Genomic DNA, 26508 nt, shown 5'->3' with positions numbered 1-26508 from the left:
CCGCCATGACCGCCACCCTGGTGAAAGAGGCGAGCCCTCCGGCACCCGCACACCCCGACGGCGCGGGCGGCCGGCGCCTGCGCCGTCGGGGGCGCCTGATCGCCCTGCTGTTCGTCTTCCCGGCCCTGCTGCTGCTGGGCGCGCTCGTCGTGTACCCGGTGCTGTTCTCCGTCGGCCGCAGCTTCTTCGACGCCTCCGGCAACGAGTTCGTGGGCGGCGAGAACTACGCCGAGATGTTCCGCGACCCGACCACCCTCAAGGCCGTCCGGAACACCGCGATCTGGGTCGTCGTGGCTCCGACGCTGCTGACCGGGCTCGGGCTGATCCTCGCCGTCCTGGTGGAGAAGGTCCGCTGGGCCACCGCGTTCAAGCTGCTGCTCTTCATGCCGATGGCCGTCTCCTTCCTCGCCGCCGGCATCATCTTCCGGCTCGCCTACGACGACGACCCGGACAAGGGCGTGCTCAACGCGGCGGTCGTCTCCGTCCACGACGCCTTCGAGGGCTCCTCGTCGTATCCGGCCGCGCGTGCGCGGGAGGGGGAGGGGCTGGTCAAGGAGGCCGACGGGTCGTACGTCACCGGGGCGGAGGTGTCGCCCGGGGGAACGGCCGCCGTGCTGGGGCTGGTGGGGGTGGCGCCCAAGGATCTGCCGGGGGGTGCCGAACCCGCCGCCGCGGCGGGGGAGGCCGGCTCGGACGAGGTACGCGGTGTCGTGTACCTCGACTTCACGCCCGGCGGGGGAGGCAAGCCGGGGGTCGTCGACCCGGAGGAGAGCGGGCTGCCCGGTGTCACGGTCGAGGCGGTGCGGGACGGCGAGAAGGTGGCCAGTACGACCACGGCCGCCGACGGGTCGTTTCGGTTCGCGGGGCTCGACGGAGGGGCGTACGCCCTGAAGCTCCCCTCGTCGAACTTCGCGGCTCCCTACGACGGAATCTCCTGGCTCGGCCCGGCGCTCGTCACCCCCGCGATCATCGGGGCGTACCTGTGGATCTGGACCGGGTTCGCGATGGTGCTCATCGGGGCGGGGCTGTCCGCGCTGCCCCGGGACGCGCTCGAGGCGGCGCGGATGGACGGGGCCAATGAGTGGCAGATCTTCCGGCGGATCACCGTACCGCTGCTCGCGCCCGTCCTCACCGTGGTGTTCGTGACGCTGGTGATCAACGTGATGAAGGTCTTCGACCTCGTCTACATCATCGCGCCCGGCCCCGTGCAGGAGGACGCGACCGTGCTCGCGACGCAGATGTGGCTGGTGTCGTTCGGCGGCGGCAACAACCAGGGGCTGGGCAGTGCGCTGGGTGTACTGCTGCTGCTTCTGGTCATCCCCGCCATGGTGTTCAACGTCCGCCGTTTCCGGAGGAGTCAGCGATGAGTGCGGTGCGGCGTGTGCTGGGCAACGTGGTGGTGCAGGCGTTCCTGGTGGTGATCGGGCTGGTGTGGATGACCCCGCTGGCCGGGCTGTTCCTCTCCTCGCTGCGGTCCGCGCAGGACACGGCGGAGGGGGGCTGGTGGACCGTGTTCACCAGCCCGGGGGAGCTGTCCTTCGACAACTACTCCGCGCTGCTGGGGAATTCGGGGATCACTCAGGCGTTCTGGAACACCGTGCTGATCTCCGTGCCCACCACGGTGCTGGTGGTGGTGGTCGCCGCGCTCGCCGGATACGCCTTCGCCTGGCTGGACTTCCCCGGGCGGGAGCCTGTTTTCCTGCTGGTGGTCGCGCTGTTGGTCGTGCCCGTGCAGATCGGGCTGCTGCCGGTCGCCAAGCTCTTCGGGCAGCTCGGGCTGTTCGGGACCATTCCCGGGGTCGTGCTGTTCCATGTGGCGTACGGGCTGCCGTTCGCGGTGTTCCTGCTGCGGAACTACTTCGCGGAGATGCCGAAGGAGATGCTGGAGGCCGCCCGGATGGACGGAGGGAGCGAGTGGCGGATCTTCACTCGGCTGGTGTTGCCCGTGGGCCGGCCGGCCATCGCCAGTCTGGCGATCTTCCAGTTTCTCTGGGTGTGGAACGACATGCTCGTCGCGTTGTTGTTCGCGGACAGTTCCTCGCAGCCGTTGACCGTGCAGCTGCAGTCGCAGATCCGGCAGTTCGGCAGCAATATCGATGTGCTGGCGCCGGGGGCGTTCCTGTCGCTGGTGGTGCCGGTCGCGGTGTTCTTCGCGTTTCAGCGGCACTTCGTGCAGGGGGTCATGGCGGGGTCCGTCAAGTAGCGGGTGGGGGCGGTGGGGGCTTTTTCCCGCCCCCGCCGCCCCTTCCCGTTCCCGTCCCCTGAGGGCTGCGCCCCCGGACCCCCTTCTTCGGCCCTTCGGGCCTCGTCCTCGAACGCCGGACGGGCTGAATCTACGCCGACGCCGGTGGGTACAGCGCCCTTGGGAGCCGGGACGCCGCAGCGCTGTCCAGCAGCCACAGTGTGCGGGTGCGGCCGTACGCGCCCGCTGCCGGGGACTGGATCTCGCCCGCTCCCGACAGGGCGATCTCCGCTGCCTCCGCCTTGTCCTCGCCGGCTGCCAGGAGCCAGACCTCCCTTGCCGCCCGGATCGCGGGGAGGGTCAGGGTGATCCTCGTCGGCGGGGGTTTCGGGGCGCCGTGGACGCCCACCACCGTGCGCTCCGTTTCGCGGACCGCCGGGAACTCCGGGAAGAGCGACGCCACATGGGTGTCCGGGCCGACGCCCAGCATCAGGACGTCGAAGGACGGGACCGGGGCGTGGTGCGACGGGTCCGCCGCTGCCGCCAGTTCCTCCGCGTAGGCGGCCGCCGCCGTGTCGACGTCCGAGCCGTGCGGGCCGTCCGACGCGGGCATGGCGTGCACGCGCTCCGGGTCCAACGGCACCGCGTCCAGCAGTGCCTCACGAGCCTGCGTGACATTGCGCTCCGGGTCGCCCTCCGGCAGGAAGCGCTCGTCACCCCACCACAGGTCCAGCCGGGACCAGTCGATCGCGTCCCGCGCCGGGGCGGCCGCCAGCGCGGCCAGCAGGCCGTTGCCGTTGCGGCCGCCCGTCAGGACGACGGATGCGGAGCCCCGCGACGCCTGCGCGTCCACGATCCTCGTGATCAGCCGGGCCGCCGCGGCCTGCGCCATCAGCTCCTTGTCCCGGTGCACGACCAGCTGCGGTGCCGTACTCACTTCGCCGCCGCCTTCTTCACCGGGGCCTGCGCCGTCGCCTCTGCCGCGGGAGCTTTCGCAGCCGACTCGACGGGAGTGGGGACGCCTTCTCGTTCCCCTGCTCCTTTGGCCGACTTCAGCCGCTCCACGCCGTAGCGCAGCGCCGACGCGTACGTGTCGTCCGGGTCCAGCCGGCGCAGCTCCTCCGCGATCAGCTCCGCCGTGTCCCGGCGCTTGAGCGCCACCGCACGCTTCGGCTGACCCTGGATGGACAGCGTCGCCAGCGAACCGTCGGCACGGTCCAGCACGATCGGACCGCAGTCGGTGTCCATCCGGACGGCCGTCAGCCCGGGACCGCTGGAGCGGGCGCGCCTGACGGGGACGTCCAGCCGGTCCGCGAGCCACATCGCCAGCAGCTCACAGCTCGGGTTGAACTCCTCGCCCTCCACCTCGACGCCCTGCACCTCACAGGCGACCTGGTCCAGCGCCGCGGCCAGCATCGAACGCCAGGGCGTGATGCGGGTCCACGACAGGTCCGTGTCACCGGGGGTGTAGGCGTCGGCGCGGGCGGCCAGCTCTTGCACCGGCTTCTCGCAGGCGTAGGTGTCGGTCACCCTGCGCTGGCCCAGCGCGCCCAGCGGGTCCTTCGCCGGGTCCAGGGGGGAGTTGACCGGCCACCACACCACCACCGGGGCGTCCGGCAGCAGCAGCGGCAGCACCACCGACTGGGCGTGCTCGGCGACCTCGCCGTACAGGCGCAGGACGACGATCTCGCCGGTGCCGGCGTCCGCGCCGACCCGCACCTCGGCGTCGAGACGGGACTGGGTGCGGTCGCGCGGCGAACGGGAGACACGCTTGATGACGACCAGCGTGCGCGAGGGATGCTCGTGCGAGGCGTCGCCGGCCGACTTCAGCGCGTCGTACGCGTTCTCCTCGTCCGTGACGATGACCAGCGTGAGCACCATGCCGACGGCCGGTGTGCCGATCGCCCGGCGGGCCTGCACCAGCGCCTTGTTGATCTTGCTGGCGGTGGTGTCCGTGAGGTCTGTCTTCATGGCCGGCGCCAGCTCCGTCCGTCTCGCTCGAGCATTTCGTCCGCCTCGACGGGCCCCCAGGTGCCGGCCGGGTACTGGGCCGGCCTGCCGTTGCCGTCCCAGTACCGCTCGATCGGGTCGAGGATCTTCCAGGACAGCTCCACCTCCTCCGTACGCGGGAAGAGATTGGAGTCGCCGAGCAGAACGTCGAGGATCAGACGCTCGTACGCCTCCGGGGGGGGAGTGCGGCGCCCGCTGGAAGACCACCGCGATCTCGGTGACCCGGCGGCCCAGCCGCTTGCCGGTGCGCAGATAGAAGGGGACACCCGCCCAGCGGCGGTTGTCGACGCCCAGCCGGATCGCCGCATAGGTGTCGGTCTTCGAGGAGGCGTCGATGCCGTCCTCCTCCAGATACCCGACCGCCTTCGCGCCGCCCTGCCAGCCGGCCGCGTACTGCCCGCGCACGGTGTCCCGGCCCAGGTCCTTCGGCAGCCGCACGGCACCGAGCACCTTGGTCTTCTCCGCCGCCAGCGCGTCCGCGTCGAAGGAGGCCGGCTCCTCCATCGCGGTCAGCGCCATCAGCTGCAGAAGGTGGTTCTGGATGACGTCACGGGCGGCGCCGATACCGTCGTAGTAACCGGCCCGGCCGCCGATGCCGATGTCCTCGGCCATGGTGATCTGCACATGGTCCACGAACGACCGGTTCCAGATCGGCTCGAACATCGTGTTGGCGAACCGCAGCGCCAGGATGTTCTGGACCGTCTCCTTGCCGAGGTAGTGGTCGATCCGGAACACCTGCTCCGGGGCGAACACCTCGTGCACGAGGGCGTTCAGTTCCTCGGCCGACTTCAGATCGTGCCCGAACGGCTTCTCGATCACCGCCCGCCGCCAGGACCCGTTGGTCTGGTCGGCCAGCCCGTGCTTCTTCAGCTGCTGGATGACCACCGGGAAGGACCGGGGCGGCACCGACAGGTAGAAGGCGAAGTTGCCGCCCGTGCCCTGCGCCTTGTCCAGCTCCTCGATCGTGTCCCGCAGCCGCTCGAACGACTCGTCGTCGTCGAAGGTGCCCTGAACGAACCGCATGCCCTGGATGAGCTGCTGCCAGACCTCTTCACGGAAGGGGGTACGGGCGTGCTCCTTGACCGCGTCGTGGACCTCCTGCGCGAAGTCCTCGTTCGCCCACTCCCGGCGGGCGAAACCCACCAGCGAGAAGCCCGGCGGCAGCAGACCCCGGTTGGCGAGGTCGTACACGGCCGGCATCAGCTTCTTGCGCGACAGGTCGCCCGTCACGCCGAAGATGACCAGGCCCGACGGCCCCGCGATACGCGGGAGCCGTCGGTCGGCGGGGTCACGCAGCGGGTTGCTGCTCGACAAGGTTTCAGCCCTCCGAGGGGGCGAGGCGCTGCAGCTCCGCCTCGGTCGACTTCAGCAGGTCGTTCCAGGCGCCCTCGAACTTGTCGACGCCCTCGTCCTCCAGCAGCTGCACCACGTCGTCGTACGCGATGCCGAGCGCCTCGACCGCGTCCAGGTCGGCGCGCGCCTGCTCGTAGGTGCCGGCGACCGCGTTGCCGCGGATCTCGCCCTGCTGCTCGGTGGCGGCCAGCGTCGCCTCCGGCATGGTGTTCACCGTGTTCGGCGCCACCAGCTCGTCGACGTACATCGTCGCCTTGTACGCCTTGTCCTTCACACCGGTCGACGCCCACAGCGGACGCTGCTTGTTGGCGCCCTCGCGCTCCAGCGCGGCCCAGCGGTCGGTACCGAAGACCTCCTCGTACGCCTGGTAGGCCAGGCGCGCGTTGGCGACGGCGGCCTTGCCGCGCAGCGCCTTCGCCTCGTCGGTGCCGAGCGCGTCGATCCGCTTGTCGATCTCGGTGTCCACACGGGACACGAAGAAGGACGCCACGGAGTGGATCTTCGACAGGTCCAGGCCGCGCTCCTTCGCCTTCTCCAGGCCGGTCAGGAAGGCGTCCATGACCTTGCGGTAGCGCTCCAGGGAGAAGATCAGCGTCACGTTGACGCTGATGCCCAGACCGATGGTCTCGGCGATCGCCGGGATACCGGCCTCCGTCGCCGGGATCTTGATCAGCGTGTTGGGCCGGTCCACCAGCCACGCCAGCTGCTTGGCCTCGGCGACCGTCGCCCGCGTGTCGTGCGCCAGGCGCGGGTCGACCTCGATCGAGACCCGGCCGTCCTGGCCGTCGGTGGCGTCGAAGACCGGGCGCAGGATGTCGGCGGCGTCACGGACGTCCGCCGTCGTGATCATGCGGATGGCCTCTTCGACGGTGACCTTGCGGGCGGCGAGGTCGGTCAGTTGCTGCTCGTAGCCGTCGCCCTCGGAAATCGCCTTCTGGAAGATCGACGGGTTGGTGGTGACGCCCACGACGTGCTGCTGGTCGATCAGCTCGGCGAGGTTGCCGGACGTGATCCGCTTGCGCGACAGGTCGTCCAGCCAGATCGCCACGCCTTCGTCGGAAAGGCGCTTCAATGCGTCTGTCATGGAAATTCCATCTCCTACGTGTCGTATATAAGCGTCAGCGCTGGGCTGCGGCGAGTGATTCCCGGGCCTGCGCGGCCACGTTCTCGGCGGTGAAGCCGAACTTCTCGAACAGCACCTTGCCGTCGGCGGAGGCACCGAAGTGCTCCAGGGACACGATCCGGCCGGCGTCCCCGACGTACTTGTGCCACGTGAGACCGATACCGGCCTCGACGGCCACGCGCGCCTTGACGGCCGGCGGCAGGACGCTGTCCCGGTACCCCTGGTCCTGCTCCTCGAACCACTCCACGGACGGCATCGACACCACACGCGTGGGCACACCGTCGGCCTGCAGCCGCTCGCGCGCCTCCACGGCGACGTGCACCTCGGAACCGGTCGCGATGAGAACGACCTGGGCGTCGCCGCCCTCGGCGTCGAACAGCACATAGCCGCCCTTCGCCGCGTCCTCGTTCGGCTCGTACGTCGGCACGCCCTGGCGGGTCAGCGCCAGACCGTGCGGGGCGCCCTTGCCGAACTCCTTCGTCCAGCGGGTGAGGATCTCCCGCCAGGCGATCGCGGTCTCGTTGGCGTCCGCCGGGCGGACCACGTTCAGACCCGGGATGGCGCGCAGCGCGGCCAGGTGCTCGACCGGCTGGTGCGTCGGGCCGTCCTCGCCGAGACCGACGGAGTCGTGCGTCCACACGTACGTCACCGGCAGGTGCATCAGCGCCGACAGGCGCACCGCGTTGCGCATGTAGTCGGAGAACACCAGGAAGGTGCCGCCGTAGATGCGCGTGTTGCCGTGCAGCGCGATGCCGTTCATCTCCGCGGCCATCGCGTGCTCACGGATACCGAAGTGGATCGTGCGCCCGTACGGGTCCGCCTCCGGCAGCGGGTTGTCCGCCGGGAGGAACGACGACGTCTTGTCGATCGTCGTGTTGTTGGAGCCCGCCAGGTCGGCCGAGCCGCCCCACAGCTCAGGGACGACCGCGCCGAGCGACTGGAGCACCTTGCCGGACGCGGCACGTGTGGCGACGCCCTTGCCCGGCTCGAACACCGGGATCGACTCCTGCCAGCCCTCCGGCAGGTCACCCGCGGCGATCCGGTCGTACTCGGCGGCGCGCTCCGGGTTGTTGTCCCGCCACTGCTGGTAGGACTTCTCCCACACCGCGCGGGCCGCCTGGCCCCGCTCCAGCGCCTTGCGGGTGTGGCCGATGACCTCGTCGGTGACCTCGAAGGACTGCTCCGGGTCGAAGCCGAGGACCCGCTTGGTGGCCGCCACCTCGTCGTCGCCGAGCGCCGAGCCGTGCGCGGCCTCCGTGTTCTGCGCGTTCGGCGCGGGCCAGGCGATGATCGAACGCATCGCGATGAACGACGGCCGGTCGGTGACCTTCCTGGCCTCCTCGATCGCGTCGTAGAGCGCGTTCGGGTCCAGGTCGCCGTCCGGCTTCGGGGCGACCCGCTGGACGTGCCAGCCGTACGCCTCGTACCGCTTGACGGTGTCCTCCGAGACGGCCGTCTCGGTGTCGCCCTCGATCGAGATGTGGTTGTCGTCCCACAGCAGGACCAGGTTGCCCAGCTTCTGGTGGCCGGCCATCGAGGACGCCTCGGCGGAGATGCCCTCCTGGAGGCAGCCGTCACCGGCGATGCAGTACACGAAGTGGTCGAACGGCGACTCGCCCTCGGCGGCCTCCGGGTCGAACAGACCGCGCTCGTAGCGCGCGGCCATCGCCATGCCCACGGCGTTGGCGACACCCTGGCCCAGCGGGCCGGTCGTCGTCTCGACGCCCGTGGTGTGCCCGTACTCCGGGTGGCCCGGCGTCTTCGAGCCCCAGGTGCGGAACGCCTTCAGGTCGTCCAGCTCCAGGCCGAAACCGGCGAGGTAGAGCTGGGTGTACAGGGTCAGGGACGAATGCCCGGCGGACAGGACGAAACGGTCCCGCCCGACCCAGTCGGCGTCCGCCGGGTCGTGCCGCATCACCTTCTGGAAGAGGGTGTAGGCGGCAGGCGCCAAACTCATCGCCGTACCCGGATGGCCGTTACCGACCTTCTGTACGGCATCGGCGGCCAGGACGCGGGCGGTGTCGACGGCCCGCTGATCCAACTCGGTCCACTCGAGGTCTGTGGTGGTCGGCTTTGTGCTCACCCTGAGTCAGGGCTCCTCTCCACATGTCGGATGCCGGTGACGGCCCACCGGCGAGGTCGAGCCTACCCCTCTATAACGTGCGTTTTTCCGAGTCATTCCAGAGTGCGGGCACTCCCGTCGATCCGCCTCCTGGCTGGGAAGTTTCCGCATTCGGCAGATGAATACGGAGCCGCTCATCCGGGTGCTCAATCGAGCTTCGAACCGCACCTCGGAGGCTGCCGGCCAACACGAGCGGACCCCCGCGAATGTCCGGGTCTGGGCAACGTCTACAGTGGCGTGGTACGCGCGAGCCCTTACCCCCGCTTCACCTGGGGAGGCTTGCTGGGATGTCTCTGTAGGGGTGTACGTGACGGCCGTTGAATCCCGTCCAGCCGGGGTGCTGGGGACCAGTCAGAGCACTGCCCGTCGGCCGTTCGGGGCGCGTGTGATGGCCTTCGTGGCGCTCACCAAGCCGCGGATCATCGAACTGCTCCTCATCACCACCGTCCCGGTGATGTTCCTGGCGCAGCAGGGGGTGCCCGACCTGACGCTGGTGCTGCTGACCTGTCTCGGCGGCTACCTGTCGGCGGGGGGCGCCAACGCGCTCAACATGTACATCGACCGCGACATCGACGCGCTGATGGACCGCACCGCCCAGCGTCCGCTGGTGACCGGCATGGTCAGCCCGCGCGAGTGCCTCGCCTTCGGCATCTCCCTCGCGGTCGTCTCGACGCTGCTCTTCGGGCTGACCGTCAACTGGCTGTCCGCGTGGCTCTCCCTCGGCGCACTCCTCTTCTACGTCGTCGTCTACACGATGATCCTCAAACGGCGTACGTCGCAGAACATCGTCTGGGGCGGCATCGCCGGCTGCATGCCGGTGCTGATCGGCTGGTCCGCGGTCACCAACTCGATGGCGTGGGCGCCGGTCATCCTCTTCCTCGTCATCTTCTTCTGGACGCCGCCGCACTACTGGCCGCTGTCCATGAAGGTCAAGGAGGACTACGCGCGCGTGGGCGTGCCGATGCTGCCGGTCATCGCCTCCAACAAGGCGGTCGCCCAGCAGATCGTGATCTACAGCTGGGTCATGGTCGCGGTGTCGCTGCTGCTCACCCCGCTGGGCTACACCGGCTGGTTCTACACGGCGGTGGCCCTCGCGGCGGGCGGCTGGTGGCTGTGGGAGGCGCACGCGCTGCTGAACCGCGCGAAGGCCGAGGTGACGGGCGGCAAGCTCAAGGAGATGCGGCTGTTCCACTGGTCCATCACCTATGTGTCGCTGCTCTTCGTGGCCGTCGCGGTGGACCCGTTCCTGCGGTAACCGCTCCCTGCCCGCTCTTTTCCGCCGACCGGGCGGGGTACGTGGTCAAGGCCACGGACCCCGCCCGTCGCCGTTCGATCTACCCGTCGGTAGCATCCTGGTCATGGCAGACACGCAGCAAGTGGACCCGAAGGCCGAGCAGAAGGCGGCCCGGCTCGCCCGGCAGATCACCGGCTTCGCCACGGCTCACGGCGGCGCCGAGGGACAGATCGCGTACCTCGGGCAGCGCGGCGCCCGTATCGTCCTCGTCGGCGAGGACGGCGACTGGGGGGACGTGTTCGCCCCGTCGATGGAGATCGCCGAGAAGGCCGTCGAGAAGGCGGGCATCACCCGCCACGAGACCTTCGACGGCGAGTTCGCGGCGAAGGTGAGGACCGGGCCGTACGAGTGGAGCCGCATGGCGGGAATCCAGGTCGGCGGGTCCTCCAAGGACTGAGTGAAACCGGCCGGTACCCGGCAGGCGCGCGACCTCTTCCGGGGTTCACCCGTTAGGACTGTGACGGCCACGGTCCATCACGGGGAGCCCGGATGATCGAAACACCCTCACTCGTGGACCAGTACTGCCACGGAGTGCTCCGCACCGAGCTGGGCCTGGGCACGTTCGAGGCCCAGCTCACCCCCACCGAGGGCCCGCCCGCCCCCGGCACCACCCTCTTCGACACCCAGACCGGCTTCGCCGTACGCCGCTGGTGCCCGCCCCTGCTCGGCCTGGAGCCGCACTGCCCGCCCGCCAGCTATCTCGCCCGGCGCCGGGAACTGGGCGTGGTCGAGGCCGGGCGGCGGCTGCTGAGGGGCAGCGGGATCACGGCCTATCTCGTCGACACGGGGCTGCCCGGTGATCTCACCGGACCGACCGAGCTGGGCGTGGCCGGGGACGCCGACGCCCATGAGATCGTCCGTCTGGAACAGCTCGCCGAGCAGGTCGCCGACACCTCCGGCACCGTCGAGTGCTTCCTCGCCAACCTCGCCGAGTCGGTGCACGCCGCGGCCGCGCACGCCGTCGCGTTCACCTCGGTCGCCGGGGTCCGGCACGGCCTCGCCCTCGCGCCCGAGCCGCCCGGGCCGGGGGAGGTGCGGGGGGCGGCGGGGCGGTGGCTGGGGGCGCGGCGGGTCGGGGAAGCGCTGAGCGATCCCGTGCTGTTACGGCATCTGCTGTGGATCGCCGTCGCCTCGGGGCGGCCGCTCCAGTTGCACGCCGGGCTTGCGGCGCCGGGGCCGCGTACCGATCCCGTGCTGCTGATCGACTTCGTGCGGGCCACCGCGGGTCTGGGCACCGACCTCGTACTGCTGCACGGGTATCCGTACCACCGGCATGCCGCGCATCTCGCGGGCGTCTTTCCGCACGTGTACGCGGACTGCGGGGCCGCCCTGGTCCGCACGGGTGCCCGGGCGGCGACGGTCCTGGCGGAGCTTCTGGAACTCGCCCCGTTCGGCAAGATCCTCTTCTCCAGCGGGGCGCAGGGGCTGCCGGAGCTGCATGTGGTCGGGGCGCAGTTGTTCCGCGAGGCGCTGGGGCGGGTGCTGGGCACATGGGTGGCCGAGGGCGCGTGGTCGCTGGACGACGCGCAGCGGGTGGCGGGACTGATCGCCTCGGGGAACGCCGGCCGGGTGTACAGCCTGGACTGAGTTGTGAAGACTGGGCGGATGCGGACCGACGCGTTGCTCGACAGCTTCCTCAACGGCCTGGCGCCGCTCGCCCCCGTCGCCGTGTGGGCGCACGGCTCCCTGGCCGGCGGGGACTACCAGGAGGGCCGCAGCGACCTGGATCTGATCGCGGTCCTGGACCACCCCATCGCGCCCCGGACGGTGTGGCGCCTCGCGCTGCTGCACGCACGGCTGCGGAACGAGCCTCTCGCCGACCGGCTGCACTGCTCGTATTCGACACCGAAGACCGCGGCGGACGCCGGGCGGCGCCACCTCACCTGGGCGCACGGGCGGCTGTTCGAACGGCCGGTCACCCCGGTCACCCGCGCCGAGCTGCACACCTTCGGCCGGGTCCTGTACGGGGTGCCGCCCGCGGACGTCCTGCCGCCGGTGCCGGAGGAGGAACTCGCCGCGTTCGTGGTGCGCGACCAGCGTGACTACTGGCGGCGGGAGGTGGACCGGGCCGCCAACTGGACACGGGACGTATGGGTCGACCTGGGCCTGCTGACCTTCGCCCGCGCCACCGTCACACTGCGCGAGGGCCGGCTGATCTCCAAGCGGGAGGCGCTCGACGTACTGCCCGGCCTCGGCGCGCCCGAAGAGGTCGTGGAGGACATCGGGCGGCGGCGCTACGACGATCCCGTACCGCCCACCGAGGAGTGGATCGCGCGCCGGGCCCGGCTGACCCGCGGCTACCTGGGGCCGGCGATCGACGCGCTGGTGGCGGCTGCCGGGTGCGCCCCCGCCGAGACCGGGGCCCCGCCCCGGACCCCGCTCCTCAAAGGCCAAAGGGGCTGACTCTGCCGGACGGGGTGGAAGGCCGGCGGAGGCGACGCGAGCCCGTTCAGCCGGACGCGGGCTCCAGACGGGGCTCCGAGCCGGGGGCCGACTCGGCCGACGGGCCGGCGGGGCGTTCGCGCAGTGACAGGAGGACCCGGACCACCCAGATCCACATCACGCACGAGCCGAACATGTGCAGGCCGACCAGGACCTCGGGGAGATCGGTGAAGTACTGGACGTAGCCGATCGCACCCTGCGCGAGCAGGATCAGGAACAGTTCGCGGGTACGGGCCGGCGGCCCGGCGGGCGCGTCGACCGCCTTCAGGACGAACCACAGCGCGAACGTCAGCGTCACCACGATCCACGCGAGCACGGCGTGCAGCTTGCTGACCGTCTCCCAGTCCAGCGGCATCCGCGGCACCTCGCTGGAGTCGCCCGCGTGCGGACCCGCACCGGTGACCACCGTGCCGACCGCGATCAGCAGGACCGAGGCGGCGACCATGAACCACACCAGCTGCTGCACGGCCCTGCCGACCAGCGGGCGGGGCTCCCCGTCGCCCTCACGCGTGCGCTGCCACATCACCGTGGCGACCGCGATCAGCGCCGTGGACAGCAGGAAGTGTGCCGCGACCGTGTACGGGTTCAGGCCGACGAGGACCACGACGCCACCGAGGATCGCGTTGCCCATGACGACCCAGAACTGGGTCCAGCCCAGCAGGGTGAGGCTGCGCCGGTACGGCTTCTCGGAGCGCGCGGCGATGATCGCCCAGCCGACGGCGGCGCACAGCACGTACGTGAGCAGGCGGTTGCCGAACTCGATGACACCGTGCAGGCCCATCTCGGAGGTGGTGGTGAGCGAGTCGTCGGTGCACTTGGGCCAGGTGGGGCAGCCGAGGCCGGAGCCGGTGAGGCGTACGGCGCCGCCGGTGACCACGATGACCACCGCCATGACGAGTGCGGCGAGGGCCGCGCGGCGGACGGTCCGGGGGTCCGGGGTCCAGCGTGCGGCGATGAAGGCGAGGGGGTTGCGCAGGGCCGTACGGGCGTCGGCGCGGGTCACGTTTGGCACGTACCCCATCGTAGGGGGCCGCTTGTGCACGCGTTCACGAGGGTGCGCCTTGGGTGACGGGGTCCGTGTCGGCCGGGCGGGAGCGGGGCGGAGGAGGTTCTCACTCCCAGCGGAAGAATCTGCCCGCCGCCGCCAGTCCCGCCACCGCCCACGCCGTCAGGATCCCCAGGTCGCCCCACGGGACTCCCGTGCCGTGTTGCAGGACGTCCCGCAGACCCTCGGACAGGGCCGAGATCGGGAGGAGGCCGAGGACGTCCTGCGCCGCCGGCGGGAACTTGTCCAGGGGTACGACCACCCCGCCGCCCACGAGCAGCAGCAGGAACACCAGGTTCGCGGCGGCGAGCGTCGCCTCCGCCTTGAGGGTGCCGGCCATCAGCAGGCCGAGGCCGGAGAAGGCGGCGGTGCCCAGCAGCAGGAGCAGGAACACCGACACCGGGTCACCCTGCGGGGACCAGCCCAGCGCGAGGGCGATCACCGCCACCAGGATCACCTGGAGCACCTCGGTGACCAGCACCGACAGCGTCTTCGCCGTCATCAGGCCCCAGCGGGGCAGCGGCGAGGAGGCGAGCCGCTTCAGCACGCCGTACCGGCGCTCGAAGCCCGTCGCGATGGCCTGCCCGGTGAACGCCGTCGACATCACCGCGAGCGCGAGGATGCCGGGGGCGAGGAAGTCCACCGTCTCGCCCTCACCGGTGTCCACCACGTCCACGGTGCTGAAGAGCACCAGCAGCAGCGTGGGGATGATCACCGTCAGCAGCAGCTGCTCGCCGTTGCGCAGCAGCATCTTCGTCTCGAGCACGGCCTGCGCCGCGATCATGCGGGTCAGGGGGGCGGCCCCCGGCTTCGGGGTGTAGGCGCCGGTGGCCGTCACGAACGCAGCTCCTTGCCGGTCAGTTCGAGGCTGTGTCTTTCCGGGGGGCGACCCCCGGACCCCCGGCCGGTCTCCGTCTGGGCCGGAATCATGAACGCAGCTCCTTGCCGGTCAGTTCGAGAAAGACGTCTTCGAGCGTGTGCCGTTCCACCGAGATCCGGTCCGGCATCACTCCGTGCTGCGCGCACCAGGACGTCACCGTGGCCAGCAGCTGGGGGTCGATCGTGCCCGTGACCCGGTACGAGCCCGGGGTCACCTCGGCGCCCGAGGAGTCGGGGGGCAGGGCCTTCAGCAGGGAGGCCATGTCCAGTCCCGGGCGTCCCGAGAAGCGGAGCGTGTTCTCGGCGCCGCCCTTGCACAGCTCCTCGGGGGTGCCCTGGGCGATGACCCGGCCGGTGTCGATGATCGCCACGTCGTCGGCGAGCTGTTCGGCCTCGTCCATGTAGTGGGTGGTGAGGATCACGGAGACGCCGTCCGCGCGCAGATCCCGGACCAGGTCCCAGGTGGCGTGGCGGGCCTGCGGGTCGAGACCGGCGGTCGGCTCGTCGAGGAACACCAGCTCCGGGCGTCCCACCACGGCCATCGCCAGCGCGAGCCGCTGCTGCTGGCCCCCGGAGAGCCGCCGGTACGACGTACGGCCGCAGGAGCCCAGACCGAGACGCTCGATCAGCGCGTCCACGTCCAGCGGATGCGCGTGCAGCTTCGCCACGTGCCGGAGCATCTCGTCGGCCCGCGCGCCGGAGTAGACGCCGCCGGACTGGAGCATCACCCCGAGACGGGGCCGCAGGGCCGCCGACTGCCTGACCGGGTCGAGGCCCAGGACGCGCACCGTGCCGGAATCCGGCCGCCGGTACCCCTCGCAGGTCTCGACCGTGGTCGTCTTGCCCGCCCCGTTGGGGCCGAGCACGGCGGTCACGCCGCGCTGGGCCTCCAGGTCGAGGCCGTCCACCGCGGTCTTCGTGCCGTACCGCTTCACCAGGCCCTGCACCTGGACCACGGGCTCACTATGCATGGGTCACGAGTCTAGGGACGCGGACCGGGGGCCGGGGCGCCGGGTGACCAAACTCCTTCCCACGGGGAAAGTGGGCCGGTCGGAGGGGGTACGGGCGGTCCGGCGAGGGCCGCGGGGCGCCATCGGTTTGATCGATCAAAGATCGTTTCCGCAGGTCAATTAGGTTTACCTAAGTGATGCAGCGCACCTCTGGGCCGTTCGGGCGCGGCTTGCCCGGCCCAGATGAATTACGCAACAATGGCGTTGTGAAAAACGTTGGCGAGGCTTCCCACGAGGAACTGGCTACCGGTGAGCGGTCCACCCGCAACCGTGTCGCCCGCTCCGTCCTGGACCACGGCCCGTCGACCGTCGCCGAGCTCGCCGAGCGGCTCGGCCTCACCCAGGCGGCCGTGCGCCGGCACCTGGACGCCCTGGCCGCCGACAATGTCGTGGAGGCCCGCGAGCGGCGGGTCTACGGCGCGCGCACGCGCGGGCGCCCGGCCAAGGTGTTCGCCCTGACCGACTGCGGGCGGGACGCCTTCGACCAGTCGTACGACAAGCTGGCCGTGGACGCCCTCAGGTGGATCGGTGAGCAGGGGGGCGGTGACGACGCGATCGCGGCCTTCGCTCGTGCCAGGATCGCCGCCCACGCGGACGCGTACCGCGAGGCGGTCGAGGCCGCGGCCCCCGAGGACCGGGCCGAAGCCCTGGCCAAGGCCCTCACCGCCGACGGGTACGCTGCGACGGCGCGTCACGCGCCGGTCGGTGAGCAGCTCTGCCAGCACCACTGCCCGGTGGCCCACGCCGCCGAACAGTTTCCGCAGCTGTGCGAGGCCGAGACGGAATTTTTCGCCGAGCTTCTCGGTACGCATGTGCAGCGACTGGCCACCATCGCGCACGGCGACGGCGTCTGTACGACGTTCATCCCCAAGATTTCCCACCAAGCATCCGCAAGCACGTCCGGGAGGAACCCCGCATGACTCTCCCCACGGAGACTGCCCACCCCGAGCTGGAGGGTCTGGGCAACTACGAATACGGCTGGGCCGACCGTGACGAGGCCGGTGCGTCGGCGCGCCGCGGCCTGAACGAGGACGTCGTCCGGGACATCTCCGCGAAGAAGGACGAGCCGGAGTGGATGACCAAGCTCCGCCTCAAGGGCCTGCGCCTGTTCGAGAAGAAGCCCATGCCGAACTGGGGCTCCGACCTCTCCGGCATCGACTTCGACAACATCAAGTACTTCGTGCGCTCCACGGAGAAGCAGGCGGAGTCCTGGGAGGACCTGCCCGAGGACATCAAGAACACCTACGACAGGCTGGGCATCCCCGAGGCCGAGAAGAACCGCCTCGTCGCCGGTGTCGCCGCCCAGTACGAGTCGGAGGTCGTCTACCACCAGATCCGCGAGGACCTGGAGGAGCAGGGCGTCATCTTCCTCGACACCGACACCGCGCTGAAGGAGCACCCGGAGCTCTTCAAGGAGTACTTCGGGACCGTCATCCCCGTCGGTGACAACAAGTTCGCGTCGCTGAACAGCGCCGTGTGGTCCGGCGGCTCCTTCATCTACGTCCCGCCGGGCGTGCACGTCGAGATCCCGCTCCAGGCCTACTTCCGGATCAACACCGAGAACATGGGCCAGTTCGAGCGGACCCTGATCATCGTCGACGAGGGTGCCTACGTGCACTACGTCGAGGGCTGCACCGCCCCGATCTACAAGTCGGACTCGCTGCACTCCGCGGTCGTCGAGATCATCGTCAAGAAGAACGCCCGCTGCCGCTACACGACCATCCAGAACTGGTCGAACAACGTCTACAACCTGGTCACCAAGCGCGCCGTGGCCTACGAGGGCGCGACCATGGAGTGGGTCGACGGCAACATCGGCTCCAAGGTGACGATGAAGTACCCGGCCGTCTACCTGATGGGCGAGCACGCCAAGGGCGAGACCCTGTCCATCGCCTTCGCCGGCGAGGGCCAGCACCAGGACGCGGGCGCCAAGATGGTCCACATGGCCCCCAACACCTCGTCCAACATCGTCTCCAAGTCGGTGGCGCGCGGTGGCGGCCGTACGTCCTACCGCGGTCTGATCGAGATCGGCGAGGGCGCCCCGGGCGCCAAGTCCAACGTGCTCTGCGACGCGCTGCTCGTCGACACCATCTCCCGCTCGGACACCTACCCCTACGTGGACGTCCGCGAGGACGACGTGTCCATGGGCCACGAGGCGACCGTCTCCAAGGTCTCCGAGGACCAGCTCTTCTACCTGATGAGCCGTGGTCTGAGTGAGTTCGAGGCGATGGCGATGATCGTGCGCGGCTTCGTCGAGCCGATCGCCAAGGAACTGCCGATGGAGTACGCGCTCGAGCTCAACCGGCTGATCGAGCTGCAGATGGAAGGCGCGGTCGGCTAAAGCACCACGCCGTTCCGTCAAGCCCCTTACGCAAAGGAAAGCGAGCACTACGACAGCCATGGCTGAGGCTCAGAACATCCCCGTGGGTTCCACCACCGCGGGCTCGATCGCGGTCGCCGCCGAGTCGACCGTCGCGACCCGTATGAGCGCGCCCCCGTCCTTCGACGTGGCGGACTTCCCCGTCCCCCACGGCCGCGAGGAGGAGTGGCGGTTCACCCCGCTGGAGCGGCTGCGCGGCCTGCACGACGGCACCGCCACCGCCAACGGCGGCGGCGTCAAGGTCACCGTCGAGGCGCCCGAGGGCGTCAGCGTCGAGACCGTCGGCCGCGACGACGCCCGGCTCGGCCGTGCCGGCACCCCGGTGGACCGTGTCGCCGCCCAGGCGTACTCCGCCTTCGAGCAGGCCTCGGTCGTGACCGTGCCGAAGGAGACCGTCCTCACCGAGCCCATCCGCATCGCGGTGCACGGCGAGGGCGGCACCGCCTACGGTCACCAGGTGATCGAGCTCGGCGCCTTCGCCGAAGCCGTCGTGGTCATCGACCACACCGGCGACGCGGTGCTCGCCGCCAACGTCGAGTACCTGCTCGGCGACGGCGCCAAGCTGACCGTCGTCTCCGTCCAGGACTGGGACGACAAGGCCGTCCACGTGGGCCAGCACAACACCCTCGTCGGCCGCGACGCCTCCTTCAAGTCGGTCGTCGTCACCTTCGGCGGCGACGTGGTCCGCCTGCACCCGCGCGTCGCCTACGCGGGCCCCGGCGGCGAGGCCGAGCTGTTCGGTCTGTACTTCACCGACGCCGGCCAGCACCAGGAGCACCGCCTCCTCGTCGACCACAACGTCCCGCACTGCAAGTCCAACGTGGCCTACAAGGGCGCGCTCCAGGGCGAGGCCGCGCACGCCGTGTGGATCGGTGACGTGCTCATCGAGGCCAAGGCCGAGGGCACCGACACCTACGAGATGAACCGCAACCTGGTGCTCACCGACGGCGCCCGCGTCGACTCCGTGCCCAACCTGGAGATCGAGACCGGCGAGATCGTCGGTGCCGGCCACGCCTCCGCGACCGGCCGCTTCGACGACGAGCAGCTCTTCTACCTGATGGCCCGCGGCATCGCCGAGCAGGACGCCCGCCGTCTGGTGGTCCGCGGCTTCTTCGCCGAACTCGTCCAGCAGATCGGCGTCCCGGACATCGAGGAGCGCCTGATCGGCAAGATCGAGGAGGAGCTGGAGGCGGCGGTCGCATGACCTTCGTACGCGCCTGTGGGCTCAGCGAGCTGGAGGAGGACACCCCGAAGCGGGTGGAACTCGACGGCACGCCGGTCTCCGTCGTGCTCACCGGGGGCGAGGTGTTCGCGATCAACGACATCTGCTCGCACGCGAACGTCTCCCTCGCGGAGGGCGAGGTGGACGACTGCCACATCGAGTGCTGGCTGCACGGCTCGCGTTTCGACCTTCGTTCCGGCAAGCCCGACGCCCTTCCGGCGACGCGCCCCGTCCCCGTATACCCCGTAAAGATCGAAGGGGACGACGTGCTCGTCTCCCTCACCCAGGAGTCCTGAGGCACCCATGGCAACGCTTGAAATCCGAGACCTGCACGTCACCGTCGAGGCCGACAACGCCACGAAGGAGATCCTCAAGGGCGTCGACCTGACCGTGAAGCAGGGCGAGACGCACGCCATCATGGGCCCCAACGGCTCCGGCAAGTCGACCCTCGCCTACTCCCTCGCGGGTCACCCCAAGTACACGATCACCGGCGGCACCGTCACCCTCGACGGCGAGGACGTCCTCGAGATGTCCGTCGACGAGCGCGCCCGCGCCGGCCTCTTCCTCGCCATGCAGTACCCGGTCGAGGTCCCCGGCGTCTCCGTCTCCAACTTCCTGCGCACCTCCGCCACCGCCATCCGCGGCGAGGCCCCCAAGCTGCGCACCTGGGTCAAGGAGGTCAAGGAGGCCATGGAGCGGCTCTCCATCGACCCCTCCTTCGCCGAGCGCAACGTCAACGAGGGCTTCTCCGGCGGTGAGAAGAAGCGCCACGAGATCCTTCAGCTCGAGCTGCTCAAGCCGAAGGTCGCGATCCTCGACGAGACCGACTCCGGCCTCGACGTCGACGCCCTGCGCGTCGTCTCCGAGGGCGTCAACCGCGTCCGCGAGTCCGGCGAGGTCGGCACGCTGCTGATCACGCACTACACGCGCATCCTGCGCTACATCAAGCCCGACTACGTCCACGTCTTCGCGGCCGGGCGGATCGCCGAGTCCGGCGGTGCCGAGCTCGCCGACAAGCTGGAGGCCGAGGGCTACGAGGCATACACGAAGGGTGGCGCATCCGAGTGACACAGCTGCCGGGCCTCCTCGACGCAGAGGCGCTCCGCAAGGACTTCCCGATCCTGGACCGGGTGCTCCACGACGGCAAGAAGCTCGTGTACCTGGACAACGCGGCGACCTCGCAGACGCCCCGCCAGGTGCTCGACGTGCTCGCCGAGTACTACGAGCAGCACAACGCCAACGTCCACCGCGGCGTGCACGTCCTCGCCGAGGAGGCCACGGCGCTGTACGAGGGTGCGCGCGACAAGGTCGCGGAGTTCATCAACGCGCCCTCGCGCGACGAGGTGATCTTCACCAAGAACGCCTCCGAGTCGCTCAACCTCGTGGCCAACATGCTCGGCTGGGCCGACGAGCCCTACCGGGTGGACCACGAGACCGAGATCGTCATCACGGAGATGGAGCACCACTCCAACATCGTGCCGTGGCAGCTGCTCGCGCAGCGCACCGGCGCGAAGCTGAAGTGGTTCGGGCTGACCGACGACGGCCGGCTCGACCTCTCCAACATCGACGAGATCATCACCGAGAAGACGAAGATCGTCTCCTTCGTGCTGGTCTCCAACATCCTGGGCACGGTCAACCCGGTCGAGGCCATCGTGCGCCGCGCCCAGGAGGTCGGCGCGCTCGTCTGCATCGACGCCTCCCAGGCCGCCCCGCACATGCCGATGGACGTCCAGGCCCTCCAGGCCGACTTCGTGGCCTTCACCGGTCACAAGATGTGCGGCCCGACCGGCATAGGCGTCCTCTGGGGCCGCCAGGAACTGCTGGAGGACCTGCCCCCGTTCCTCGGCGGCGGCGAGATGATCGAGACCGTGTCGATGAGCTCGTCGACGTACGCCCCGGCTCCGCACAAGTTCGAGGCGGGTACGCCGCCGATCGCCCAGGCGGTCGGTCTCGGCGCGGCGATCGACTACCTGTCGGCCATCGGCATGGACAAGATCCTCGCCCATGAGCACGCCATCACCGAGTACGCGGTCAAGCGCCTGGCCGAGGTCCCGGACCTGCGCATCATCGGCCCCGCCACGGCCGAGGACCGCGGCGCCGCGATCTCCTTCACCCTGGGCGACATCCACCCCCACGACGTGGGCCAGGTCCTCGACGAGCAGGGCATCGCGGTACGCGTGGGGCATCACTGCGCCCGCCCGGTCTGCCTGCGGTACGGAATTCCTGCGACCACCCGGGCGTCGTTCTATCTGTACTCCACGACGGCCGAGGTCGACGCACTCGTCGACGGTCTGGAGCACGTACGGAACTTCTTCGGATGAGGGGCTGAGGCGTGAAGCTGGACTCCATGTACCAGGACGTCATCCTGGACCACTACAAGCACCCGCACGGGCGTGGTCTCAGGGACGGCGACGCCGAGGTGCACCACGTCAACCCGACGTGCGGCGACGAGATCACGCTCCGCGTGAAATACGACGGCACGACGATCAGCGACGTCAGCTACGAGGGGCAGGGCTGTTCCATCAGCCAGGCCTCCGCCTCCGTGCTGAACGACCTGCTGGTCGGCAAGGACCTCGCCGAGGCGCAGCGGATCCAGGGGACCTTCCTGGAGCTGATGCAGTCCAAGGGCAGGATCGAGCCCGACGACGCGATGGAGGAGGTGCTGGAGGACGCGGTCGCGTTCGCCGGCGTCTCCAAGTACCCGGCACGGGTCAAGTGCGCCCTCCTCAGCTGGATGGCGTGGAAGGACGCGACGGCCCAGGCGCTGGGCGCCGACGCCGAAAGGACTACGGCATGAGCGAGACCCTGGAGATGAAGCCGGCCTCGGAGGAGGAGCTCCGCGAGGCCCTGATGGACGTCGTCGACCCCGAGCTGGGCATCGACGTCGTCAACCTCGGACTCATCTACGGCATCCACGTCGACGACTCCAATGTGGCGACCGTCGACATGACCCTGACCTCCGCGGCCTGCCCGCTGACGGACGTCATCGAGGACCAGGCCAAGTCCGCCACGGACGGCCTGGTCAGCGAGCTGCGCATCAACTGGGTCTGGATGCCGCCGTGGGGCCCCGACAAGATCACGGACGACGGCCGTGAGCAGCTGCGGGCCCTGGGCTTCAACGTCTGAGACACGGTTCGACGGGAACGGCGGCACCCTCCGGGGTGCCGCCGTTCTCCCGTGTCCGGACCCCTCCGACGCCCGTTGTGTACGCCCGTACATTCGTTGTGTACGCTCGTACACATGGGATACCTTCTGCTGTCCGGCGCCATCGCCGCCGAGGTGTGCGCCACCACCGCGATGAAGTACAGCGACGGCTTCAGCAGGCTCTGGCCCTCACTGCTGACGGTGGCCGGCTACGTGGTCTCCTTCGCCCTCCTCGCCCAGACGCTGCGCACCGTCGCCATCGGCACCGCCTACGCGATCTGGGCCGGTGTGGGCACCGCCGCCATCGCCGCGATCGGCGTCGCGTTCCTGGGTGAGGGGCTCACCGCCGCCAAGGCCGCGGGCATCGCGCTGATCATCGTCGGCGTCGTGGTGCTGAATCTGGGCGGTGCGCACTGATGGCCCGGCGCCACGACCCCGAGCGGCGGCAGCGGATCATCGACGCGGCCATCCGGGTGGTGGGCCGCAGCGGCATCGCCGGGCTCAGCCACCGCAGCGCCGCCGCCGAGGCCGACGTCCCGCTCGGCTCCACCACGTACCACTTCAGGACCCTCGACGAACTGTTGGTCGCCGCCCTGCGCCAGGCCAACGAGGGCTTCGCCAAGGTCGTCGCCGCACGCGGCGGTCTGGAGGACCCGCGAAGCGATCTGGCGGCCGAACTCGCGGGCCTGATGGGCGAGTGGCTGGCCGGCGAGCGCACCGGCGTGGAGCTGGAGTACGAGCTGTATCTGGCCGCGCTGCGCCGGCCCGCCCTGCGCCCCGTCGCCGCCGAGTGGTGCGAGGACGTCGCCGAGCGGCTGTCCCGCCGTACGGACCCGGTCACGGCGCGGGCGCTGGTCGCGTTGCTGGACGGCATCTGTCTCCAGGTGCTGCTGACCGGCGCGCCCTATGACGAGGGGTATGCCAGAGAGGTGCTGGGGCGGGTGATCGTGGCCGGTTCCGGGGCCTGAGCCCGGCAGGTGAGATGCCGGTTCGCGTCCGTGGCCGCCGGGCCGTTAGGTTGCCCTCATGACCGACACGACTGCTCAGAGCACCACCGGCGCAGTGGCCGCCGGCCTCGCCACCATCGCCGCCGACGGCACCGTTCTCGACACCTGGTTCCCCGCCCCCGTCCTGGCCGACGAGCCCGGACCGTCCGGCACCGAGCGGCTCTCCGCCGAGCGCGCCGCCGAACTGCTCGGCGGCGGCGCCGGTGCCGCCGCCGGTCCGGACACGCGCCGGGGCGTCGAGGTGGTCGCGGTCCGTACGGTCATCTCCTCGCTGGCCGAGAAGCCGGTCGACGCGCACGACGTCTACCTCCGCCTCCACCTGCTCTCCCACCGCCTGGTCCAGCCGCACGGCCAGAACCTGGACGGGATCTTCGCCCACCTCGCCAACGTCGCCTGGACCTCTCTCGGCCCGGTCGCCGTGGACGACCTGGAGAAGGTACGGCTCAACGCCCGCGCCGAGGGCCTGCACCTCGCCGTCACGTCCGTCGACAAGTTCCCCCGCATGACGGACTACGTCGCCCCCAAGGGCGTCCGCATCGCCGACGCCGACCGCGTACGGCTCGGCGCGCACCTCGCCGAGGGCACCACCGTCATGCACGAGGGCTTCGTCAACTTCAACGCCGGCACGCTCGGCACGTCGATGGTCGAGGGCCGTATCTCGGCCGGTGTCGTCATCGGCGACGGCTCCGACATCGGCGGCGGCGCCTCCACCATGGGCACCCTCTCCGGCGGCGGCAACGTGCGCATCACCATCGGCGAGCGCTGCCTGGTCGGCGCCGAGGCGGGCGTCGGCATCGCGCTGGGCGACGAGTGCGTGGTCGAGGCCGGCCTGTACGTCACCGCGGGCACCCGCGTCACCATGCCCGACGGTGAGGTCGTCAAGGCCCGCGAACTCTCCGGCGCCTCCCACATCCTGTTCCGCCGCAACTCCGTCACCGGCACGGTCGAGGCCCGCCCGAACAACGCCGTCTGGGGCGGCCTCAACGACGTCCTCCACAGCCACAACTGAGCCGGTCCTCGTCCTCGTACGGGTTACTCCCCGTGACCTCCGGGTCGTTGTGGCGGATGAACGGGTGGACGGAGAGTCCGATCGGACGCCGGGACGGCCGGCACAGGGAAATGGGGACGAACGGGCGATGACGAACGAGTGGGCGAGGGGCGTGCTGCGCCGGGCGGTCGCGGTGTCGGGGACGGCCGCCGCGCTGACACTGTGCGGCGCACTGGCCGGTCCCGCGTACGCGGACGAGACCAACTCCGCCTCCCACAACGGCCACCGCGTCGGACTGATCAACGCCGGTCAGATCGACGATCCCGCCGAGGACGTACTGGAACACACCCTGCTGTTCGGGGACGGGTACGTCTGGGACTGAGCACGCGCTTCGGCGTGCCGGGCCGCGTCACGTTCCCACGTGACGCGGCCCTTCCGTCCTGGGCCGAGCGGCTGTCAGGTTCCGGTACTCCGCCTCGAGTCCGGCGGTCGTCGCACGGTCGGCCGGCTGCAGTGGCGGGCGCACCGGGCCCGCGGGGAGACCCAGCGTGGGGAGGAGCGCCTTCGCGGTGACCGTGCCGGGGAGGCCCTTCGCCATCATCGCCTCGATGAGGGGGGTCAGACGGTGCTGGAGGTGGGTCGCCCTTCTCGTGTCACCCGCGTCGTAGGCGTCCAGGACCGCGCGGATGTGGGCCGGGGCCACGTTGGCGACCGTGCTGACGCAGCCGGCGGCGCCCACCGAGTAGAGGGCCAGGTTGTGTTCGTCGCAGCCCGCGTAGTACGCGAGGTCCGTGCGCGACATGAGCTTCTGCGCGGCCAGGAAGTCGTACGAGCAGTCCTTGACCGCCGTGACGCGGGGGTGGTCCGCGAGGCGGAGGATCGTCGCCGGTTCGATGCGGACTCCCGTGCGGGACGGGATGTCGTACAGGACGAGAGGGAGGGCCGTCGCGTCGGCGACGGTGAGGAAGTGGGCCTCGATCGCGTCCTGCGGGGGGCGGCTGTAGTACGGGGCCACCGCGAGCAGGGCGTCCGCGCCCGCCTTCTCCGCCTCCCGGGCGAGGTGCGTGGTGTGGGCGGTGTCGGGGGTGCCGATGCCGGCGACGATCGTGGCGCGTGTGCCGATCGCCTCGCGTACCGCCCGGACGAGGGACGACTTCTCCGCGTCGGTGGTGGTGGGGGACTCGCCCGTGGTCCCCGAGAGGACCAGGCCGTCGCAGCCCTCGGTGACCAGATGGTCGGCGAGACGCTGGGCGCCGTCGAGGTCGAGAGCGCCGGTGGGGGTGAACGGGGTGATCATCGCGCACAGGGTGCGGCCCAGGGGGGCGGAGGGCGGTGGGGTCATGGGGGTAGTGTCTGGCGGGTGGTCGGCGTAGGTCTACTTAAATGTTCTGGCCCTTACCAGTAAGCGTTCCTTGATGGATAGCGCCGCTGGGGGAGGGGTACCCGGGGGGCCCGATCCCGAGAGGAGGCGCATCGTGACCGGAACCATCGAGCGACGGCCGGTACGTGACGAGCACAGTGTGGGTGAACTCGTCGGACAGGCCACCGAACAGATCTCGCGGCTGGCACGGCAGGAAGTGGCGCTCGCCAAGGAGGAACTGGCGGAGAAGGGGCGCCGCGCGGGGCTCGGCGGCGGGATGCTGGGCGCGGCGGGGGCCTTCGGCTACGCCGGACTGCTCGCGATGGCCGCCACCGGTGTCGTTGCGCTGGATCTCGTGCTGCCGCTGTGGGCGGCGGCGCTGATCGTCACCGGGGTGCTGTTCCTCATCGCCGGTGTGCTGGCGCTGGCGGGCCGGGGGCAGTTGCGCCGGGCCACGCCGCCCAAGCCCGAGCGGACCATGGGCAGCGTGAAGGCCGATGTCGAGGAGATCAAGGGAAGGGCGCACCGATGACGCACGAGGTGAGGCGCGCGGGGTCCGGGGCCCATCTGGATGCCGGCGCGGAGGCCGCGGCCGCCGGGCGCGGGGCCAAGGGGCCGGACGAGCTGCGGCGGGAGATCGAGCGGACGCGTCACGAACTCGGCGACACCGTGGAGGAGTTGGCCGGGAAGATGGACGTGAAGGCGCGTGCTCGGGCGCGGGCCGACGAACTCCGTGACCGGGCCGGGGCGATGACCGTGCAGATGCGGAGCAGTGCGGGGGAGGCCGGGGCGCGGTATCGCAAGCCGGTGCTCATCGGCTCCGCGGTGGTGGGCGTGGCGGTCGCCGGCGTGATGGTGCGGCGCCATCGGTGCTGAGGCCCGCGGCGCGGCCTCCGGTGCGGTGAAGGTGCGCGCGGCGCCCTCGGTTCCGTGGTGGGGCCGGGGCGTGT

Annotated in this window: 28 protein-coding genes and 1 pseudogene; 20 read left to right on the top strand and 9 right to left on the bottom strand. The window is 70.4% G+C overall.

Annotated elements, in window-relative coordinates; translation table 11 throughout:
• Window positions 1-5 precede the first annotated feature (5 nt).
• Window positions 6-1367 (top strand): ABC transporter permease subunit, encoded by a 1362-nt coding sequence (locus tag IF28_RS0125340; RefSeq protein WP_030224614.1) that lies wholly within the window; start codon window positions 6-8, stop codon window positions 1365-1367.
• Complete coding sequence (locus tag IF28_RS0125335) at window positions 1364-2203, top strand: carbohydrate ABC transporter permease (protein ID WP_030224613.1); 840 nt, start codon at window positions 1364-1366, stop codon at window positions 2201-2203. The genes IF28_RS0125340 and IF28_RS0125335 overlap by 4 nt, the downstream gene beginning before the upstream one ends.
• Window positions 2204-2333: 130 nt before the next feature.
• On the opposite strand, the gene pgl is transcribed toward IF28_RS0125335, so the two are convergent.
• The 5 genes and pseudogenes from pgl to tkt all read right to left on the bottom strand — a co-directional run bounded on the left by pgl (window position 2334) and on the right by tkt (window position 8751).
• Window positions 2334-3119 (bottom strand): 6-phosphogluconolactonase, encoded by a 786-nt coding sequence (pgl, locus tag IF28_RS0125330; RefSeq protein ID WP_030224612.1) that lies wholly within the window; start codon window positions 3117-3119, stop codon window positions 2334-2336.
• On the bottom strand, window positions 3116-4153 hold the full coding sequence (opcA, locus tag IF28_RS0125325) for a glucose-6-phosphate dehydrogenase assembly protein OpcA (protein ID WP_030224607.1): 1038 nt from the start codon (window positions 4151-4153) through the stop codon (window positions 3116-3118). Before opcA ends, pgl begins: the two co-directional genes overlap by 4 nt.
• A pseudogene (zwf, locus tag IF28_RS36530) lies at window positions 4150-5506 on the bottom strand (glucose-6-phosphate dehydrogenase). Before zwf ends, opcA begins: the two are co-directional and overlap by 4 nt.
• 4 nt (window positions 5507-5510) lie before the next feature.
• Window positions 5511-6629, bottom strand: coding sequence for a transaldolase (tal, locus tag IF28_RS0125315; RefSeq protein WP_030224604.1), 1119 nt, complete (start codon window positions 6627-6629; stop codon window positions 5511-5513).
• 34 nt (window positions 6630-6663) lie between these two features.
• Window positions 6664-8751, bottom strand: a complete 2088-nt coding sequence (gene tkt, locus IF28_RS0125310) for a transketolase (RefSeq protein WP_030224602.1) — start codon at window positions 8749-8751, stop codon at window positions 6664-6666.
• Between the two features lie 340 nt (window positions 8752-9091).
• Here tkt and IF28_RS0125305 point away from each other — a divergent pair, with 340 nt between their 5' ends.
• From IF28_RS0125305 to IF28_RS0125290, 4 genes are all read left to right on the top strand, one after another.
• A complete protein-coding gene (locus IF28_RS0125305) occupies window positions 9092-10045 on the top strand; it encodes a heme o synthase (protein ID WP_030224600.1) in 954 nt (317 codons plus the stop codon).
• Window positions 10046-10148: 103 nt separating this feature from the next.
• Window positions 10149-10481, top strand: a complete 333-nt coding sequence (locus IF28_RS0125300; RefSeq protein ID WP_030224597.1) for a hypothetical protein — start codon at window positions 10149-10151, stop codon at window positions 10479-10481.
• Between the two features lie 92 nt (window positions 10482-10573).
• A complete protein-coding gene (locus IF28_RS0125295; RefSeq protein WP_030224595.1) occupies window positions 10574-11671 on the top strand; it encodes an amidohydrolase family protein in 1098 nt (365 codons plus the stop codon).
• 18 nt (window positions 11672-11689) lie between these two features.
• Window positions 11690-12487: a nucleotidyltransferase domain-containing protein gene (locus IF28_RS0125290; protein ID WP_078621400.1), complete on the top strand. Its 798-nt coding sequence runs from the start codon at window positions 11690-11692 to the stop codon at window positions 12485-12487.
• 46 nt (window positions 12488-12533) lie between these two features.
• Here IF28_RS0125290 and IF28_RS0125285 read toward each other — a convergent pair whose 3' ends face one another.
• From IF28_RS0125285 to IF28_RS0125270, 3 genes are all read right to left on the bottom strand, one after another.
• Window positions 12534-13547 carry a COX15/CtaA family protein gene (locus tag IF28_RS0125285; protein WP_078621398.1) on the bottom strand — a complete coding sequence of 338 codons (1014 nt, stop codon included), beginning with the start codon at window positions 13545-13547 and terminating at the stop codon, window positions 12534-12536.
• Between the two features lie 91 nt (window positions 13548-13638).
• Window positions 13639-14355: an ABC transporter permease gene (locus tag IF28_RS0125280; RefSeq protein WP_078621408.1), complete on the bottom strand. Its 717-nt coding sequence runs from the start codon at window positions 14353-14355 to the stop codon at window positions 13639-13641.
• Window positions 14356-14497: 142 nt separating this feature from the next.
• Window positions 14498-15421 carry an ABC transporter ATP-binding protein gene (locus IF28_RS0125270; protein ID WP_030224585.1) on the bottom strand — a complete coding sequence of 308 codons (924 nt, stop codon included), beginning with the start codon at window positions 15419-15421 and terminating at the stop codon, window positions 14498-14500.
• Between the two features lie 245 nt (window positions 15422-15666).
• Here IF28_RS0125270 and IF28_RS0125265 point away from each other — a divergent pair, with 245 nt between their 5' ends.
• The 12 genes from IF28_RS0125265 (at window position 15667) to IF28_RS0125210 (ending at window position 24580) form a co-directional block, all read left to right on the top strand.
• Window positions 15667-16380, top strand: a complete 714-nt coding sequence (locus IF28_RS0125265) for a helix-turn-helix transcriptional regulator (RefSeq protein ID WP_030224582.1) — start codon at window positions 15667-15669, stop codon at window positions 16378-16380.
• The gene (gene sufB / locus IF28_RS0125260) at window positions 16377-17798 is read left to right on the top strand and encodes a Fe-S cluster assembly protein SufB (RefSeq protein ID WP_030224579.1); all 1422 of its coding nucleotides are present in this window, start codon (window positions 16377-16379) and stop codon (window positions 17796-17798) included. The genes IF28_RS0125265 and sufB overlap by 4 nt, the downstream gene beginning before the upstream one ends.
• Before the next feature lie 58 nt (window positions 17799-17856).
• Window positions 17857-19041, top strand: coding sequence for a Fe-S cluster assembly protein SufD (gene sufD, locus IF28_RS0125255; protein WP_030224577.1), 1185 nt, complete (start codon window positions 17857-17859; stop codon window positions 19039-19041).
• Window positions 19038-19355: a non-heme iron oxygenase ferredoxin subunit gene (locus IF28_RS0125250; RefSeq protein WP_030224574.1), complete on the top strand. Its 318-nt coding sequence runs from the start codon at window positions 19038-19040 to the stop codon at window positions 19353-19355. Before sufD ends, IF28_RS0125250 begins: the two co-directional genes overlap by 4 nt.
• Before the next feature lie 7 nt (window positions 19356-19362).
• Complete coding sequence (gene sufC / locus IF28_RS0125245; protein WP_030224572.1) at window positions 19363-20127, top strand: Fe-S cluster assembly ATPase SufC; 765 nt, start codon at window positions 19363-19365, stop codon at window positions 20125-20127.
• Window positions 20124-21380, top strand: coding sequence for a cysteine desulfurase (locus tag IF28_RS0125240; protein WP_030224569.1), 1257 nt, complete (start codon window positions 20124-20126; stop codon window positions 21378-21380). The genes sufC and IF28_RS0125240 overlap by 4 nt, the downstream gene beginning before the upstream one ends.
• 11 nt (window positions 21381-21391) lie before the next feature.
• Entirely contained in the window at window positions 21392-21856 is a 465-nt protein-coding gene (gene sufU, locus IF28_RS0125235; protein WP_030224566.1) for a Fe-S cluster assembly sulfur transfer protein SufU, read from the top strand.
• Window positions 21853-22185 (top strand): metal-sulfur cluster assembly factor, encoded by a 333-nt coding sequence (locus tag IF28_RS0125230; RefSeq protein WP_030224563.1) that lies wholly within the window; start codon window positions 21853-21855, stop codon window positions 22183-22185. Before sufU ends, IF28_RS0125230 begins: the two co-directional genes overlap by 4 nt.
• Before the next feature lie 114 nt (window positions 22186-22299).
• Window positions 22300-22620 (top strand): DMT family transporter, encoded by a 321-nt coding sequence (locus tag IF28_RS0125225; RefSeq protein WP_030224560.1) that lies wholly within the window; start codon window positions 22300-22302, stop codon window positions 22618-22620.
• Window positions 22620-23171, top strand: coding sequence for a TetR/AcrR family transcriptional regulator (locus IF28_RS0125220; protein WP_037893969.1), 552 nt, complete (start codon window positions 22620-22622; stop codon window positions 23169-23171). Before IF28_RS0125225 ends, IF28_RS0125220 begins: the two co-directional genes overlap by 1 nt.
• A 58-nt stretch (window positions 23172-23229) precedes the next feature.
• Window positions 23230-24219: a 2,3,4,5-tetrahydropyridine-2,6-dicarboxylate N-succinyltransferase gene (gene dapD, locus IF28_RS0125215; protein WP_030224556.1), complete on the top strand. Its 990-nt coding sequence runs from the start codon at window positions 23230-23232 to the stop codon at window positions 24217-24219.
• Between the two features lie 127 nt (window positions 24220-24346).
• The gene (locus IF28_RS0125210; protein WP_030224553.1) at window positions 24347-24580 is read left to right on the top strand and encodes a hypothetical protein; all 234 of its coding nucleotides are present in this window, start codon (window positions 24347-24349) and stop codon (window positions 24578-24580) included.
• A gap of 27 nt (window positions 24581-24607) precedes the next feature.
• Here IF28_RS0125210 and dapA read toward each other — a convergent pair whose 3' ends face one another.
• On the bottom strand, window positions 24608-25540 hold the full coding sequence (gene dapA / locus IF28_RS0125205; RefSeq protein ID WP_030224541.1) for a 4-hydroxy-tetrahydrodipicolinate synthase: 933 nt from the start codon (window positions 25538-25540) through the stop codon (window positions 24608-24610).
• A gap of 133 nt (window positions 25541-25673) precedes the next feature.
• On the opposite strand from dapA, the gene IF28_RS0125200 reads away from it, so the two are divergent.
• Together IF28_RS0125200 and IF28_RS0125195 are read left to right on the top strand one after the other, a co-directional pair.
• The gene (locus tag IF28_RS0125200; RefSeq protein ID WP_030224540.1) at window positions 25674-26090 is read left to right on the top strand and encodes a phage holin family protein; all 417 of its coding nucleotides are present in this window, start codon (window positions 25674-25676) and stop codon (window positions 26088-26090) included.
• Complete coding sequence (locus IF28_RS0125195) at window positions 26087-26434, top strand: DUF3618 domain-containing protein (RefSeq protein ID WP_030224536.1); 348 nt, start codon at window positions 26087-26089, stop codon at window positions 26432-26434. The genes IF28_RS0125200 and IF28_RS0125195 overlap by 4 nt, the downstream gene beginning before the upstream one ends.
• Window positions 26435-26508 lie beyond the last annotated feature (74 nt).

This window comes from Streptomyces sp. NRRL WC-3626, from assembly GCF_000718785.1.
In the GTDB taxonomy this organism is placed as follows: Bacteria; Actinomycetota; Actinomycetes; order Streptomycetales; family Streptomycetaceae; genus Streptomyces; species Streptomyces edwardsiae.
This window is presented reverse-complemented; position numbering and strand designations above follow the sequence as displayed.